The organism is Micromonospora sp. CPCC 205561 (assembly GCF_036906775.1).
GTDB lineage: Bacteria > Actinomycetota > Actinomycetes > Mycobacteriales > Micromonosporaceae > Micromonospora.
Window position 1 is genome coordinate 1 of record NZ_JBAKHV010000022.1, and the last position, 15,277, is coordinate 15,277.

Consider the following 15,277-nt stretch of genomic DNA (forward strand, 5'->3'; position numbering starts at 1 on the left):
GACAACTCGACACGCGACTGCGCACCCTGCACACCGTGCGGCACCAACTTGCCCATGTCCGGCTTGTCGGCCTGCACGGCCACGGCGACCGTGGTGGGAGTGGTGGTGTCGGTGGAGTGGGTGTCGGTCAGCGGGCCGGCGGCCACACCACCGGCGAACGCCAGACCAGCAAGACCCAGAACGCTCTTACGCATGATCGTGTTCATCAGAGATGCTCCATTCGGGGGTCGGCACCCGCACGCCGGAAGGGGGATCGGCTTTCGCGCGGGTGCGAGCACCGTCGGCGCCCGTGAACTCAGGGGAATCTCCGGCATGCCGCGCCGGAGGCAAAAGATCAGATCGGCCGTCTCGACCGGAAGGGCCGTACCGGCGGGGCGGGGGAAACGCCCTCACGTCGGCCGGACCCTGTGCAACGACCACCGGCCCGCCAACATTCCGCCGGCCCCGGCAGGCACACCCACCCACCGGCGGGCCCTGCCTCGGTCGTACGCAGGGTGTAACGCCCCCACCCCCGCCACCATTCCGCCCCCACCATGCCCCCGGTCACAACCCGAACCGGACAAACCGCACGACGGTACCCCGTCAGCCCACCCGCCCCGGGCCGAACCGGACAGCCGCCACCAGACCGGACAGAGATCACGAGAAGCCCGGAGGCGACGGGTCGAAACATGGGCACGACAGTCCCTGGAGGGCGATCCCGTACCGAGATCACGCCAGGAACCGGGCTGGCGGACGTCGCGCGACCACCGACGGGGTGTGCCCCGCCGTGCCCGGCGCAGGGATCAAGCCTGACCGCCCGCAGCCGGACACGGCGGGCCACACCCCCACCACGACGCAACCGCAACCCCGCCACCGGCCCCGAACAGGGCCGCCCACGGCACGACGCAACCCCGCAACCCCGCCGTCGCGGCCGGGCACCGCTCAGCGCACCCCGTCGCGGTCCCGGCCGCCCCACGGCCCGTCGGAGTGGGCGCTGCGGTAGATGGTGCCCCGCCCCGTCGGGTCCGGCGCGTACGGCAGCGGGGCCGGCGGGACGGGCTCGGCGGCTACGACGTCCTCGGGCGCGCCGCGCCGGGCCCGGATGACGCGGGAGACCACGAACCAGCCGGCGCCCGCCACGCAGGCGACGATGACCACGTTCTGCAACACGCCGACGTAACCCTCGACCAGGTGCCAGTTGTCACCGAGCAGGTAGCCGGCCATCACGAAGGCGCTGTTCCAGATCAGGCTGCCGAGGGTGGTGTAGACCACGAAGGTCCACACGGGCATCCGCTCGACGCCGGCCGGAATGGAGATCAGGCTGCGGAAGATCGGGATCATCCGCCCGAAGAAGACGGCCTTGACGCCGTGCCGCAGGAACCACTCCTCGGTGCGGTCGACGTCGCTGAGCTTCACCAGCGGCAGCCGCGCCACGATCGCCCGGATCCGCTCCCGGCCGAGTGCGGCGCCGATCCAGTAGAGCGCGAGGGCGCCGAGCAGTGAGCCGAGCGTGGTCCAGAAGATGGCGCTGACCACGCTCATCCGGCCCTGGCCCGCGACGAACCCGGCCAGCGGCAGGATCACCTCGCTGGGGATCGGCGGGAAGAGGTTCTCCAGGGCCACGGCCAGACCCGCGCCGGGACCGCCGAGCCGCTCGACCAGGCCGGTGACGAAGCCGACCAGGCCGTCCTCGGGCGGCGCGGCCTCCCCGGTGGCGGAGCCGGAGGCGAGCAGGGCGTGCGCGGTACGAATCATGGCCCCCACGCTACGAACCGTTCCTGAGAGCCCGCCACGGGGCCGCCCCGGTTCCCGCCGGAGGGCGGGGACGGATGACCACAGAGGACGCCGACGCACCGCCCGACCGGGCGCGGCCCGCTGCACTAGGGTGCCCCTGTGACGTCCCGCACCACGATCGCCTCCCCGCCGCGCGGCACCGCCGCCCGGGTCCGGGGCGCGGTGCCCCTCCAGCCCCACGACGCGGCCCCGCCGGCCCGGAGCGCGGCCGTCCCGGCGGGGGCGGCCCGATGACCGGACGGGTGGCGCAGCTGTGGCGGTATCCGGTGAAGTCGATGCTGGGCCAGCGGTTGCGCGCCGCCGACGTCGGGCCGGCGGGGGTGGCCGGCGACCGGCGGCTGGCCCTGCGGCACCGGGACACCGGGCGGCTGGCCAGCGCGAAGCACCCGCGGATCTGGCGTGGCCTGCTCGCGTTCGGCGCGGCCGGCGCGGCACCCGACCCGGTACGGATCACGCTGCCCGACGGGCGCGTCGTGTCCAGCGTGGACGCCGACGTCGACGACGTGCTGTCCCGGGCGCTCGGCCACCCGGTGGCCCTGATCGACCGGCCGCCCGCCGGGGCCACCCTGGAGCGCGCCGACCCGGACGCGGTGCTCGCCGCCGGCATCACCGCCGAGGTGGCGGTGGCGGCCAACCCGCTCGGCGCGGCGGCCCCCGGCACCTTCTTCGACTTCGCTCCCGTGCACCTGGTCACCACCGCCACCCTGACCCGGCTGGCGACCGAGCTGCCCGGCGGCACCGTCGAGGTGGCCCGCTACCGGCCCAACCTCGTGCTCGACGTCGACGCGGACGGCTTCGCCGAGAACGACTGGGTCGACCGGGAGCTGCGGATCGGCCCCGAGTTCGTGCTGCGCGTACTCGCCCCGACCCCACGCTGCGCGGTGCCGACCCTGGCGCACGGGTCGCTGCCCCCGCAGCCCGAGGCGCTGCGCGTCCCGGCCCGCCTCAACCGGGTCGCGCCGGTGCCGCAGCTGGGTCCGCAGCCGTGCGTGGGCGCGTACGCGCTGGTGGTGCGGGGCGGCCGGGCGGCCGAGGGCTCCCCGGTCGAGCTGGGCTGAACCGCTCAGTCGTCGTCCTCGTCGTCGCCGGACGGGGCGGTGTCGACGCGGTCCAGCAGGGCGTCGAGCCGCTCCGCGGTCTCGGGCGGGAGCTGTCCCTCCTCGGCCGCCTCGGCGACGCGCTTGCGCAGCTGCTCGACCCGCTTGGCCCGGTCCTTCTCCCGGTCCCGGCCGAGGTCCGCGAGCCTGTCCCGCAGTCCCTCGACCGTCTTGCGGTCGATCTCGCCCCGGGCCTGCGCCCAGGCGAGCACCGCGAGGAACTCGGCGGCGACCTGCCGGAACCCGACCGGTTGGGGTCGGGCGGTGGTCGGTGGCGCGGCCGTCGTCGGGGACGGTGGCGTCGGCCTGGCGGAGGGCGGGGTCCCGGCCGGCGTGCCGGCGGCGGAGGAGGCCACCGACGGCGACGGTTTCCCGCCGTCGTCCAGGACCACCATCCCGACGAGCCCGACGAGCAGTGCGACGCCGGCGGCGACCAGCACGGTGAGCGAACGGTCCCGTGACGTCCCCGGGCCGCCGGTGGGGGCCGGGCGGCCGGCTCGGGCGGCCACCGGGGTCCGCCCGCCCGTCTGGCCGGGATACGACACTCCCGCACGTCCGGCGCCGGCGGGTTCGCGGCCGGGGGACGGCAGCGAGCGCTCCACCAGCGTGGCCGGATGCGCCGCGGCGTCGCGCGGGGCCGGCGGTACGGCGGCGGGCGGGTCGGCGCCGAAACGGGTCGCCTCGGCCGGCGCGCCCGCGCCGAGGCGGGCGGCCAGCTGGGCCGCGGTCGGCCGGCGGGCCGGATCGGTGGCGAGGCAGGCCAGGGTCAGCTCGGCGACGTCGGCCGGCAGCCCGGCGACGCGCGGTGGCGGAACCGGGGGGTGCCCGGCGTGCACCTCCAGCGCGTCCTCCCAGCTCCGCACGGACAGCGGGGCCCGGCCGGTGAGGGTGCGGTAGAGCAGCGCCCCGAGGGCGTAGACGTCGCTGGCCGGGTTCGGCGGCCCGGGTCGCATCCGTTCCGGTGCGAAGTAGGCGGGCGTACCCATCAGCAGCTCGCCGGTCTGCCCGGCGAGGGGGTGGTGCGGGCCGGCGAGCGCGGCGATGCCGAAGTCGAGCACCTTCGCGCCGGTCTCGGTGAGCATGACGTTGCCGGGCTTGACGTCGCGGTGTACGACGCCGATGCGGTGGGCGGCGGCGAGCGCGGCGGCGATCTGACCGGCCGTCCGCACCGCCTCCGGCCAGGGCAGCGGGCCGGCGGCGAGCCGGTCGGCGAGGTTCGCCCCCCGCACCAGCTCCATCACCAGGTACGGCACGACCGCACCGCCGGGCAGCGTCGCCTCGCCGTAGTCGTACACCTGGGTGACGTGCGGGTGGGTCAGCCGCGCGGCGGCGCGCGCCTCGCGCTGGATCGTGGCCCGCAGGTGCGGGTCGGTGGCGAACTCGCGGGTGAGGGCCTTGACCGCGACGGGGCGGTGCAGCACCTCGTCGTCGGCGCGCCACACCTCGGACATCCCGCCGAGGCCGATGCGTTCGCGCAGGATGTAGCGGTCGTGCAGCCGCAGGGCGGGCGTGAACGGCGACATAGCCGTTCAGTCTGCCCTGCCGGCGGGGGTACCGGCCAGTGCGGGGCCGCCGCAGGCTCGCGCCCGCGACGGCCGACCCGGCGGGGTCAGGAGCAGCGCGGCACCGCGGCGACCGGCGGCGGCTGGATCCGGTCGGCGAGCCGGCGCAGGAGAGCGGCGGCGGCCAGCCGGGCGGGGGTGAGGCGCGCGGCGCGGGGCCGCTCCGCGCGGACCGGGGCGCCGGGCCGGGCGGAGTTGACGTGCCGGTGCACCGCGTCGACGGCGAGGAGGAAACCGGTGGGCTGTTCCATGCTCAGCTCCTTGGGGCGGGTCCGGTGGACGACCGGACGACGAGTGTGGTGGGCAGCAGGACGTGTCCGGCCGCCGGGTCGGCGGGCGAGTCGAGCAGGAGCCGGGCGGCGATGCGCCCCTTCTCCTCCGCGGGTTGCCGCACGGTGGTGAGGCCCGCCGAGGCTGCCTCGGCGATGTCGTCGAAGCCGGTGACCGAGACCGGCGGACCGCCGGCCTCCGCGAGGGCGTCGAGGACGCCGAGGGCGAGCACGTCCGAGCCGGCGAGCACGGCCGTGGGGGGCTCGGGCGCGGCTAGCGCGGCGGCGACGGCCGCGGCGCCGGCGGCGCGGCTGTTGTCGGCGGCGGCGAGCAGGGTCAGCTCCGACCAGGCGACGCCGACCTCGGCGAAGGCGTCGGCGAACCCGGCGAGCCGCGCCCGGGTGGTGGGGTGGGCCACGTCGGCCACGTCGGCGAGGCGGAGCGCGCCCGGCGCCGCGCCGGGCCGGACGGCGTCGCCGAGCAGCGCGACCCGCCGGTGCCCCAGGCCAACCACGTGTTCGGCGACGTCCCGGGCGGCGGCGCGCTCGTCGATGCCGACGTAGCGGTCGTCCGGGCCGGCGTCCTCGCGGGGCGCGGTGGTGACGACGGGCAGGCCCCGCTCGCGCAGCACGTCGACGACCCAGCCCTCGTCGCCCACGCAGTAGACGCAGAAGCCGTCGACGGCCGCGTCCTCCACGGCCCGCCGCGCGGCCGCCTCGTCGGCCGGCAGCGGCACGAGCAGCAGGCTGGTGCCGTACCGCTCGGCGGCCTCCGCGACGCCGGCCAGGAAGCGGATGGCGAAGGGGTCGGTGAAGGCGTACGACAGCCGCGACTCGAACAGCACCCCGACGGCGCCGACGTAGCCCCGCCGCAGCGATCGGGCGGTGGGGTTGGGGCCCGGGTAGCCGAGCTGCCGCGCGGCCTGCATGATCCGCTGGCGCAGGGCGGCGGAGAGCTGGTCGGGCCGGCTGTAGGCGTTGGAGACGGTGCTGCGGGAGACGCCGACCGCGTCCGCGACGTCCTGGAGTGTCGGCTTCACCGCGCCTCCTCTGCATCGATTCAGACTGGATCGATGCAGAGGCTAGCCGGAGGGGCTCGGAGTCGTCAACGCCGTAGCGCGCGGACCCGCACCGAGGCCGCCCGGCGCCGGGCCGGCGGTGAGCACCGGGCCGGGACCGCCGACGCGGCTCCTCCATCCCCGCGGCACCGGACCGGCCCCGACCGTCGGGGCGGCAGGAGGCGCAGACAGGTCGGCGAGGCGGGCCGGCAGAGGCGGTCGGGGCCGGCAACAGCGGAGGACGGGCCGGCGCGGACAGGCCGGCGAGGCGGGCCGGCGGAGGTGGCCGGCCCGCGGGCAGGGCGGGTCAGCGCTTGCGGGCCACCGCGCCGTACATGCTGACCTCGGGCGGCGTCGGGCGGGGCTGCGGCGCGTCCTCGGCGCGCCACTCGGCGACCGAGGTGACGCCCGGCTCGATCAGCTCCAGCCCGTCGAAGAACCGGGTGAACTCCCCCAGCGTGCGCAGGTTGATCAGGCCGTGCGGGCCGTCACCCCGGGCGGCGGCCTTCGCCTCCTGCGCCACGTGCGGGGGCAGGTAGTCGTGGGTGGCGTGCGAGGCCGCCAGGTAGCTGCCCGGCGGCAGCGCGTCGAGCAGCCGGGTGACCACGGCGTACGGGTCGTCGTCGTCGCCGACGAAGTGCAGGATCGCCACCAGCATCAACCCCACCGGGCGGGACAGGTCGATGGTGCGCAGCAGATCGGGGTGGCCAAGGATCCGCTCCGGGTCGCGCAGGTCGGCGTCGATGTAGGCCGTGGCGCCCTCGGGCGAGCTGCTGAGCAGGGCCCGGGCGTGCGCGAGCACGATCGGGTCGTTGTCGACGTAGACGACCCGCGACTCGGGGGCGATCGCCTGGGCGACCTCGTGGGTGTTGTCGGCGGTCGGGATGCCGGTGCCGACGTCGAGGAACTGGCGGATGCCCGCGTCGCGGGCGAGGTGGCGCACGGCGCGCTGGAGGAACCGGCGGTTCTCCAGGGCGGCGGTGCGGATGGTCGGGAAGGACGCCGCCACCATGTCGCCCGAGTCCCGGTCGGCCTGGAAGTTGTCCTTGCCGCCGAGCCAGTAGTTGTACCGGCGCGCCGGGTGGGCGACCGAGGTGTCGATGCGGTCACTCGGGCTGGCGGAGCCGGAAGTCGTTCCCGCGGCATCGGTGGTCAAGGCAGCCTCCACGACTCTGCGCCAGCAACGACCGGTGGCGTCCGTCCACTGTCGTCGGTCGGCGACCATGGTAGCCGTAGCGCCGTCGGGGCGAGACCCGCCGTCGGTCAGCGCGGGTAGAGCTCGTCCAGGATCCCGCCGAGGATCTCCGGCGTACGCTCCGGCGGATCGGCCTCCACGCAGAGCCGTTCCATCGCCACCGCGTAGTAGTCGAGATCGTCGCGCTTGTCCAGGTAGAGGGCGCTGGTCAGCTGTTCGATGTAGACGATGTCGGGCAGCTCCTGGTCGCCGAAGCGCAGGATGGTGAACGCCCCACCCGCGGCCGCGTGCCCGCCGGCGGCGAACGGGATCACCTGGAGCCGGATGTTCGGCGACTTGGTCGCCTCGATCAACGCCGCCACCTGGCCGCGCATCACCTCCGGCCCGCCGATCGGTCGGCGCAGCGCGGCCTCGTCCACCACCGCCCAGAGCTGCGGCGGGTCCGGGCGGTACAGCAGCCGCTGGCGCTGCATCCGCAACGCCACCCGGCGCTCGATCTCGGCCGGCGCGGCCCGCCCGTGACCGAGCATCACCACCGCGCGGGCGTACTCCCGGGTCTGGAGCAGGCCGGGGACGAACTGGACCTCGTAGCTGCGGATGAGCGCGGCGGCGGCCTCCAGGCCGAGGTACGACTGGAACCAGCTCGGCAGCACGTCGCCGTAGCGGTGCCACCAGCCGGGGCTGTTGGCGTCGCGGGCGAGCTTGAGCAGGGCCTCCCGCTCCTCGGCCGCGGTCACGCCGTAGAGGGTGAGCAGGTCGGCGACGTCACGCTCCTTGAAGCCGACCCGGCCCAGCTCCATCCGGCTGATCTTCGACTCGGAGGCGCGGATCTCCCAGCCGGCGCCCTCGCGGGTCACCCCGCTGGACTCGCGCAGCCGGCGCAGCTGGGCGCCGAGCAGCATGCGCAGCACGGTCGGGCCGGTGGCCGAACCGCCCTCGGCGGGAACGCTCGTCACTGCCGACCTCCGCATGCCGGATCGTGCCGGCCAGGTGCCCCCGCGCGGCCGACGTGTAAGCATGCCATGAACCGTGAGTGAGGCGTACTCCCTCGGTGCGGAGAACTGGTCCCGTCGGCGGGACGACGCTCAGGCGATCAGATCGTCGAAGTCGCCGTCGCGGGCGCCGAGCACGAAGGCGGCGATCTCGTCCACCGTGTAGATCAGCGCCGGCCCCTCGGGATGCCGGGAGTTCCGCAGGGCGATGCCGGCGCCGCCGGGCAGTTCGGCCAGCTCGACGCAGTTGCCGCTGGGGTTGCTCCGGCGGCTCTTCTGCCAGTGGAGCGGGGGCAACTGGTTGGTGGGAACGCCGTTCGGAGGCTGTTGCATTGACGTCTTTCTCTCGCGAGCCCTCGCCGAGGCCGCGCGGCGGGCCGGTGAGGGGCGCACGGTATCGACGAGAGGCTTTCCTGCACGTGCATCTGCTATTGCATCTGCATCGGACAGCGAGCATGATAACGCACGTGATCGGTACCCATCCGTTCACGCAGAGTTACCAAACCTGGGCTGCCACCAGGGAGGACACGACCCGGCACGGGGCGGGGTGCACCGCGCGCGGGAACCGGAGACATCGTGGTGATGGGAGGTCCCGTGCCGGATCCGTTGACCATCGCGTCCGGCATCTGCGCCGCGGGGGCCCTCGTCACCTCCTGGCAGCTCCGGCGGCGGGCGATCGAGGCCGAGGTGGAGATCCGACACCTGCAGGCCGAACTCGCCGCCGAACGGCACGCCGCCAGCCACGACCCCCTCACCGGCCTGCCCAACCGGCGGGCCTTCTACCGGCTGGCCGGCACGCTGCTCACCGACGCGGCCGGGGAGCCGCTGATCGCGGTGATCCTCGACCTGGACGACTTCAAGCAGATCAACGACCGCTACGGGCACGCCGCCGGCGACCAGGTGCTGGTCAGCGTCGCCGAGCGGCTCGCCGCCTTCGCCGGCGACAACCTGGTCGCGCGGCTCGGCGGCGACGAGTTCGCCGGCCTGCTGACCACCCCGACGGTCGACCGGCGCTGGATCGAGCACGCCACCCGGCGGCTCTGCGAGAGCCTCGCGGCACCGATCCCGCTGGGCGGGCTCAGCGTCCGGGTGACCGCCTCCGTCGGGCTCGCCCCGGTCACCGGGCCGGGGCAGCTCACCGAGGCGCTCGGCCGGGCCGACGCCGCGATGTACCGGGCCAAGAGCCTCGGCGTGGCCCGCCAGCCCCGCCAGCTGGTCGACACCGCCCACCTGGCGGAGCTCTGAGCGCGCCCGGACGTGTCCCGCGTCGGTTGCCGGGTATGCCGGCGGGTCAGCACGGCGCCGGTCGAGAGGAGCCACCGTGGCGGACATCCGGGCCCTGGTCCTGAACTGCACCCTCAAGCGCTCCCCCGCCCCGTCGAGCGCCGAGGTGCTCGGGCGCGAGGTGCTCGACGCCCTCGCCGAGCAGGGCGTGGCGGGCGACCTGGTCCGGGTCGTCGACCACGACGTGCGCTTCGGGGTCTCCGTCGACGAGGGCGACGGCGACGGCTGGCCGGCGATCCGGTCCATGCTGATGGCCGCGCGGATCCTCGTCGTCGCGACGCCGATCTGGCTCGGCCAGCCGTCGGCGGTCTGCAAGATGGTCCTCGAACGGCTCGACGCCGAGCTCTCGGAGACCGACGCCGAGGGGCGGCTGCTCACCTACGGCAAGATCGGCTCGGTCGCTGTGGTCGGCAACGAGGACGGCGCGCACCACACCATCGGCCAGGTGCAGCAGGCCCTCAACGAGGTGGGGTTCACCTGCCCCGCGGCCGGCGCCACCTACTGGGTCGGCGAGGCGCTGCACAAGGTCGACTACGTCGACGCGCGGCCCAAGCCCGACACCACCGGGCGCACCACGGAGGCGCTGGCGGTCAACAGCGCGCACCTGGCGCGGGTGCTGGCCGAGCGGCCGTACCCGCCGCCGGACTCGCACGCCGCGTCGGTCGGCCCGAGCCGCGAGCCGTCCTGACGCTCAGCGCCAGCCGTAGCCGGCGCGCAGCGCCTGCCCGACCCGGTCGAAGCGGGCGCGGTCCAGCACGGCGCCCTCCCGGCGGATGCTGTCCTCCCGCATGGTCAGTACGCGGTCCAGCCGCACCCAGCTCGGCCGGTTGTCCCGGTCCCACCCGCCGGGGCCGAGGGAGAGCCAGTGCCGCTGACCGTCGCGCTCGCCCTGGCTGGAGAGCATCAGCCCGTACAGGGTCCGGCTGTGCCGGCCCACCACCAGCACCGGGCGGTCCTTGCCCTGGCGCGGGTCGTCCTCGTACGGCACCCAGGTCCACACGATCTCGCCCGGGTCGGCGTGCCCGTCGGGTTCGGGGGCGTACGCCAGCTGCCGACGTTGCAGCGCGGCGACCTGGCGGGGCCGGGCGACCCGCGCGGGGCCGGGCCCGGGCCGGCGCGGTGACGGGAGGACGCCGCCGATGCGGGCCGCCACACTCCTGAGAAGACCTGCCACGACCGGCAGCCTATCCCCCACCGGCCCGCCGGCCCCGGTCGGGACAATCCGGTGGACCGGGCCCGGTCGATCCCTCATGATCGGCCGATGTCGGTCCCCGCCCACCAGGTCCGCGCCCGCTTCACCGCCGACACCGTGACCGTGTACCAGGCGTACCCGCCGTGGATCGCCCGCCCGGCGCTGGCCGCCGGCCGCTTCGTGCCGCCGTTCAGGCGGGAGCGGATGACCTGGATCAAGCCCTCGTTCCGCTGGATGATGTACCGCTGCGGGTGGGGCGGGAAGCCCGGTCAGGAGCGGGTGCTGGCCGTCGAGATCACCCGCGCCGGCTTCGAGTGGGCGCTGGTCAACTCGTGCCCGAGCAGCTTCGACCGGGCCCTCCACCCCGACCGGGAGGCCTGGTCGCGGCGGCTGCGGGTCAGCCCGGTGCGGGTGCAGTGGGACCCGGAACGGACGCTGCGCCTGGCCCCGCTGCCGCACCGGTCCCTCCAGGTCGGGCTCGGCGGCGAGGCGGTGCGCCGGTACGTCGACGAATGGCTGGTCCGCATCGCCGACGTGACGCCGACCGCCCACGCGGTGCGCGCCGCGCTCGACGCCGGCGACGACACCGCCGCCGAGGCGCTGCTGCCCCCGGAGCGCCCGTACCCGCTGCCGCCCGACGTGGCCGCCGTGATCGGCGCGACGGCGGTGCCGTGAGCCGGGCGACGGCGCGGATGGCCGGGACGCCCGTACGCCCTGGCGCGTGTTTGACTGGGGGCGTCGGTGCCGGCACGGACGGGGACGGTGGCGGGTGATCTTCGAGGGGCGGACGCGGAGCCTGGCCGCGGAGCCGACGGCGGTCGGCCCGGCCGGGACCCGCGCCCGCCCACGGACCGTGGGCGCGGCGGCCGTCGCCCTGGTCCTGCTGGCCGCCCCCGCCGGTTGCGCCGGCGGCGGGCCCCCGGAGCCCCCGCCCGCCGGCGCCGCGTCCGGCACCGCCGCCACGGGTCCGTCCCCGACGCCCGCCGCGCCGACGGTCCAGGTCCGCGACGACCTGGCGGGCCTGTTCCGGCAGGCCGGCCTCCGGGGCACCTTCGTGATGTACGACGTGACGGCCGGGCGCGTCGTCATGGTCGACCGGGAACGGGCCGAGCGGCGGTCCGTCCCCGCCTCGACGTTCAAGATCCCGCACAGTCTCATCGCGCTGGAGACCGGCGTGGTGCGCGACGAGCGGGAGAAGGTGCCCTACGGCGGCCGGCCGCAGCGCGTCGCCGCCTGGGAGCGGGACATGGGGCTGCGCGACGCGGTCCGGGTCTCCAACGTGCCGGTGTTCCAGGAGCTGGCCCGCCGCATCGGGCCGGACCGGGAGCGGGAGTGGCTGCGCCGGCTCGGCTACGGCAACGGCCAGGTCGGGCCGGCCGTGGACCGGTTCTGGCTGGACGGGCCGCTGGAGATCTCGGCCGACGAGCAGGCGCGGTGGCTGGCCCGGCTGGCCCGGGGCGAGCTGCCGGCCCACCGGGGGCACCAGGCCACCGTCCGGGACATCCTACGGCTGGAGCGCACCGCCGGTTACGCCCTCCACGGCAAGACCGGCCAGACGGATGCCACCGATCCCGGCACCGGATGGTGGGTCGGCTGGGTCGAGCGCGGCGAGCGGCTGTACTGCTTCGCGCTGAACGTGGACGTCCGCACGGACGGCGACGCCGGCAAACGCCTGCCGTTGGGCCGGCAGCTGCTGCACCGCCTAGGCGCGCTGCCCGCCCCCTGACCGTCCGCCCACGGAGGAGCCCCGATGGCCGACGCCGACACCGGATTCCACAAGATCATCCCGACGCTGCCCGTACGCGACGTGTCGGCGTCGGTCCGCTACTACGTCGACACGCTCGGCTTCACCCTCGGCGGCCGCACGGGCGAGGAGTTCGCCTCGGTGTTCCGGGGCGAGGTCGCCGAGGTGAACATCTACCTGCGGCGCTGCCCGGGCGGGTTCACCCCGGCGGAGTGCTTCGTCATGGTCACCGATCCCGACGCGCTGCACGCCGCGTACGCCCGGCGGAACGCGACCGTGGTCGAGCCGCCCCGGGACACCGGGTGGGGATACCGGCAGTTCACCGTCGCGGATCCGGACGGCCACCGGCTGCACCTGTTCCGCCACCTCGACCGGGCGTGAGGCGTTCCCGGTCGAGGACGGCGCACCTGCCGCACCACCCACCAACGCCGCCGGCTTCGCGACGGTCCGGGGCCACGGGACGGAACCGGCAGGGGCGCGGGGCAGCTCGCCGGCGCGGCGGAGAAGTCGGTTGCCGCAGCCGGGCGGCTCCGCGATGGTGTCGTCCATGACGTTCTGACGGGCAGCATCCCCATCGCCGAGGCGCGCGGCACCGACCCGGTGTCGTGGTGCCGTCCGTCCATTCCCGTTTCAGCGAGAAGCGAGCGTCCTTGTCTCAGCACCAGTCCCCGCCGCAGTCCACCCCGGCCACCGTCACCGTGTTCGCCTCCCCCACGAGCTGGATCGAATCCGAGGCCCTGACGCAGTGCCGGCAGGTGGCCGCCCTCCCCGGCATGATCCATGTCGCCGCCATGCCGGACCTGCACCCGGGCAAGGGCGCTCCCGTCGGCGCCGCCATGGCGTCGACCGTGTTGTACCCGTTCCTGGTGGGCTCCGACATCGGCTGCGGCATCGCCGTGTTCCCCGTCAGGCTCAAGCGTGCCGTGCCGGAGCGGCTCGCCGCCCGGTTCCCCGACCTCGACCGCCCGCTCGACCCCGAGCGGGACACCGACGACCCCGCCTGGGCCGTCCTGGCGGGCGACGTCCCCGCCGGTCACGTCGACGGACTCGGGACGGTCGGTCGGGGCAACCACTTCGTCGAGCTGGCGCGCGTGGCCACGGTCCTCGAACCGGCGCACGCGAGCCGTCTCGGGCTCGACGCCGGCGACCTCGTGCTCATCGTGCACACCGGCTCCCGGGGCCTGGGCGAGCGGATCCTGCGGGCGCACACCGAGCTCCACGGCGCGGGTCCCGCCCCTGATCCCGCCGCCTACCTGGCGGCGCACGACGACGCCGTACGGTGGGGCTCGCTCAACCGGCGGCTGCTGGCCGCCCGGGTCGCCCACGCCCTGGGGGCCGAGCCCACCGCGCCCGTCGTCGACCAGTGCCACAACCTGGTGGAAATCCACGACGGGATCTACCTGCACCGCAAGGGCGCGGCGCCGGGCGACGGCCGCGACGTGCTCGTCGCCGGCACCCGGGGCACCGCCTCCTACCTCGTTGCCGCGCACGCCGGTCCGGACGCCAACCACTCGGTGGCGCACGGCGCGGGCCGCAAGATGTCCCGCGCCGACGCCCTGCGTCGCAGCCGGGCCAAGCACACCGTCGAGGAGCTGCGGCGCACCCCGGTGGGTTCGCTGGTGGTGTGCGGCGACCGCCAACTGCTCTTCGAGGAGGCGCCCTCGGCCTACAAGCGCATCGAACGCGTGATCACGGATCTCGTCGACCACGACCTGGCCACGCCCGTGGCCAGCACGGTCCCCCTGGTCACCTACAAGACTCCCGACGCCGCGCCCGCCAGCCGGCCCGAACGCCGCGACGACCGCCGCGGGCGGGGCCGGTCATGAGCCCGCACCTGCTCATGTCCGCCGGGCGGGGCCCGCGGGAGTGTGCCTGGGCGCTGGCCCGGCTGCTGCACCGCCTGGAAGCCGAGGCCGCCCGAGGGGGCGTGACGACCCACCGGGTCCAGACCGTGCCCGGCGACCGTCCGGACACCTACCGATCCGTCCTGATCCGGATCTCCGGCGGCGACGCCGAGGCGTTCGTCCCCTCGTGGACCGGCACCCTGTGCTGGCAGGCCCCCAGTCCCAACCGGGCGAGCACCGGCCGGAAGAACTGGTACGTCGTCGCCCGACCGTGCCAGCTCGACAGCCCGGCCACGGCGTTCGCGGAGGCGGACGTCGACGTCGTGGCGTGCCGTACCGGTGGCCCCGGGGGTCAGCACCGGAACAAGGCCAGCACGGCGGTACGGGCGACCCACCGGCCGTCGGGCATCGTCGTCGTGGTCGACACCGAACGGCAGTTCAGCCTGAACCGCCGCCTCGCCCTCCAGCTGCTGCGCCGACGGATCGCACACGACGACGAGACCGCCGAGCGGGCCGCCGTCACCGCCCGGTGGCGCATCCACGACGAACTCGTCCGCGGCGACCCCAGCCGCGTCGAACGCCCGGAACCGTCGGGGCGGGAGCCGGCCCCGAGGCAGCGGACGCGCCGGGGCGACCGGTCGCGTGACGCGAACGGGCCGAACGCTAGGTGAGGCAGGCGAGGAGTTCCCGGTAGGCGTCGTCCACCCTGCCGTACTCGGTGCGCACCACCCTGGTCCCGGGCCGGGCGGCGACGAGCGTGACCAGCCGGTCGTACATCGCCGCCAGCTCGGTGGTGCCGCCCTGCCGGTCGAGCATGCGCTGTGCGTCGAGGTGCGCCGGGTCCGCGGAGGTGCGGCCGCGTTCGGCGAACCGCCGCAACGCGTTCTCCTTGCTGTCGAGCAGCACGATCTCGTGGAACCCGGCGCCGGTGTCGTGTGCCACGCGCTCGGCCTGTTCGATGAACTCGGGGCGGCCCAGGAACTGCGGGACGATCACGTCGTGGCCGCCGCCCAGGTGGGTACGGGCCGCCGCCAGCGCGACGGCGCGGGCGAGGAGGCCGGCGGGACCGGCCTGGTCGCGCCACCGCCCGATGAGCTCGCGGATCCGGTCGATGTCGAGGTCGAGCGCGAGCGGGTGGTCCTCGACGTACCTGCGGGCCAGCGTCGACTTGCCGCACCCGGGCGGTCCGTTGAGCACGATCAGCCGTGGCACGGACGCGGCGGCCGGACGGTCGGGGGTCATCACGGGCCTCCTGGATCGGCCCGAG

Annotated in this window: 18 protein-coding genes and 1 pseudogene; 9 read left to right on the plus strand and 10 right to left on the minus strand. The window is 75.4% G+C overall.

The features are described from left to right. Positions 1-206: pseudogene (locus V6V16_RS13895) on the minus strand (hypothetical protein); the annotation flags it as partial. Positions 207-921: 715 nt separating this feature from the next. Further along, on the minus strand, positions 922-1,734 hold the full coding sequence (locus tag V6V16_RS13900; RefSeq protein WP_334562429.1) for a DedA family protein: 813 nt from the start codon (positions 1,732-1,734) through the stop codon (positions 922-924). 138 nt (positions 1,735-1,872) lie between these two features. Between V6V16_RS13900 and V6V16_RS13905 the strand changes: the two genes are divergently transcribed. Both V6V16_RS13905 and V6V16_RS13910 read left to right on the plus strand, forming a co-directional pair. Then, positions 1,873-2,007 carry a hypothetical protein gene (locus V6V16_RS13905; RefSeq protein WP_334562430.1) on the plus strand — a complete coding sequence of 45 codons (135 nt, stop codon included), beginning with the start codon at positions 1,873-1,875 and terminating at the stop codon, positions 2,005-2,007. Continuing rightward, a complete protein-coding gene (locus V6V16_RS13910) occupies positions 2,004-2,831 on the plus strand; it encodes an MOSC domain-containing protein (protein WP_334562431.1) in 828 nt (275 codons plus the stop codon). Before V6V16_RS13905 ends, V6V16_RS13910 begins: the two co-directional genes overlap by 4 nt. 5 nt (positions 2,832-2,836) lie before the next feature. Here the strand turns inward: V6V16_RS13910 and V6V16_RS13915 are convergent, their stop codons facing one another. The 6 genes from V6V16_RS13915 to V6V16_RS13940 form a co-directional block, all read right to left on the minus strand. Beyond that, a complete protein-coding gene (locus tag V6V16_RS13915) occupies positions 2,837-4,393 on the minus strand; it encodes a serine/threonine-protein kinase (protein WP_334562432.1) in 1,557 nt (518 codons plus the stop codon). A gap of 86 nt (positions 4,394-4,479) precedes the next feature. Continuing rightward, entirely contained in the window at positions 4,480-4,683 is a 204-nt protein-coding gene (locus V6V16_RS13920) for a hypothetical protein (RefSeq protein WP_334562433.1), read from the minus strand. Between the two features lie 2 nt (positions 4,684-4,685). Continuing rightward, the gene (locus tag V6V16_RS13925) at positions 4,686-5,741 is read right to left on the minus strand and encodes a LacI family DNA-binding transcriptional regulator (protein ID WP_334562434.1); all 1,056 of its coding nucleotides are present in this window, start codon (positions 5,739-5,741) and stop codon (positions 4,686-4,688) included. A gap of 325 nt (positions 5,742-6,066) precedes the next feature. Next, the gene (locus V6V16_RS13930; protein WP_334562435.1) at positions 6,067-6,915 is read right to left on the minus strand and encodes an SAM-dependent methyltransferase; all 849 of its coding nucleotides are present in this window, start codon (positions 6,913-6,915) and stop codon (positions 6,067-6,069) included. A gap of 107 nt (positions 6,916-7,022) precedes the next feature. Then, positions 7,023-7,910 carry a helix-turn-helix domain-containing protein gene (locus tag V6V16_RS13935; RefSeq protein WP_334562436.1) on the minus strand — a complete coding sequence of 296 codons (888 nt, stop codon included), beginning with the start codon at positions 7,908-7,910 and terminating at the stop codon, positions 7,023-7,025. Between the two features lie 129 nt (positions 7,911-8,039). Beyond that, the gene (locus tag V6V16_RS13940) at positions 8,040-8,279 is read right to left on the minus strand and encodes a DUF397 domain-containing protein (RefSeq protein WP_334562437.1); all 240 of its coding nucleotides are present in this window, start codon (positions 8,277-8,279) and stop codon (positions 8,040-8,042) included. Positions 8,280-8,540: 261 nt separating this feature from the next. Between V6V16_RS13940 and V6V16_RS13945 the strand changes: the two genes are divergently transcribed. Both V6V16_RS13945 and V6V16_RS13950 read left to right on the plus strand, forming a co-directional pair. Then, positions 8,541-9,191 carry a GGDEF domain-containing protein gene (locus V6V16_RS13945; RefSeq protein ID WP_334562438.1) on the plus strand — a complete coding sequence of 217 codons (651 nt, stop codon included), beginning with the start codon at positions 8,541-8,543 and terminating at the stop codon, positions 9,189-9,191. A gap of 76 nt (positions 9,192-9,267) precedes the next feature. After that, positions 9,268-9,918: a flavodoxin family protein gene (locus V6V16_RS13950; protein WP_334562439.1), complete on the plus strand. Its 651-nt coding sequence runs from the start codon at positions 9,268-9,270 to the stop codon at positions 9,916-9,918. Positions 9,919-9,921: 3 nt separating this feature from the next. On the opposite strand, the gene V6V16_RS13955 is transcribed toward V6V16_RS13950, so the two are convergent. Further along, positions 9,922-10,404, minus strand: coding sequence for a type II toxin-antitoxin system PemK/MazF family toxin (locus V6V16_RS13955; RefSeq protein ID WP_334562440.1), 483 nt, complete (start codon positions 10,402-10,404; stop codon positions 9,922-9,924). A gap of 87 nt (positions 10,405-10,491) precedes the next feature. Here V6V16_RS13955 and V6V16_RS13960 point away from each other — a divergent pair, with 87 nt between their 5' ends. From V6V16_RS13960 to prfH, 5 genes are all read left to right on the plus strand, one after another. Next, a complete protein-coding gene (locus V6V16_RS13960) occupies positions 10,492-11,097 on the plus strand; it encodes a DUF4291 domain-containing protein (RefSeq protein WP_334562441.1) in 606 nt (201 codons plus the stop codon). A 94-nt stretch (positions 11,098-11,191) separates the two neighbouring features. Beyond that, on the plus strand, positions 11,192-12,148 hold the full coding sequence (gene blaOXA / locus V6V16_RS13965) for a class D beta-lactamase (protein ID WP_334562442.1): 957 nt from the start codon (positions 11,192-11,194) through the stop codon (positions 12,146-12,148). Between the two features lie 24 nt (positions 12,149-12,172). After that, complete coding sequence (locus tag V6V16_RS13970; RefSeq protein WP_334562443.1) at positions 12,173-12,547, plus strand: bleomycin resistance protein; 375 nt, start codon at positions 12,173-12,175, stop codon at positions 12,545-12,547. Between the two features lie 269 nt (positions 12,548-12,816). Beyond that, complete coding sequence (locus V6V16_RS13975) at positions 12,817-13,992, plus strand: RNA ligase RtcB family protein (RefSeq protein WP_334562444.1); 1,176 nt, start codon at positions 12,817-12,819, stop codon at positions 13,990-13,992. Next, positions 13,989-14,681 carry a peptide chain release factor H gene (gene prfH, locus V6V16_RS13980; RefSeq protein ID WP_334562445.1) on the plus strand — a complete coding sequence of 231 codons (693 nt, stop codon included), beginning with the start codon at positions 13,989-13,991 and terminating at the stop codon, positions 14,679-14,681. Before V6V16_RS13975 ends, prfH begins: the two co-directional genes overlap by 4 nt. On the opposite strand, the gene V6V16_RS13985 is transcribed toward prfH, so the two are convergent. After that, on the minus strand, positions 14,674-15,252 hold the full coding sequence (locus V6V16_RS13985; RefSeq protein ID WP_334562446.1) for an AAA family ATPase: 579 nt from the start codon (positions 15,250-15,252) through the stop codon (positions 14,674-14,676). The two genes, prfH and V6V16_RS13985, sit on opposite strands and share 8 nt — an antisense overlap. Positions 15,253-15,277: the final 25 nt, after the last annotated feature.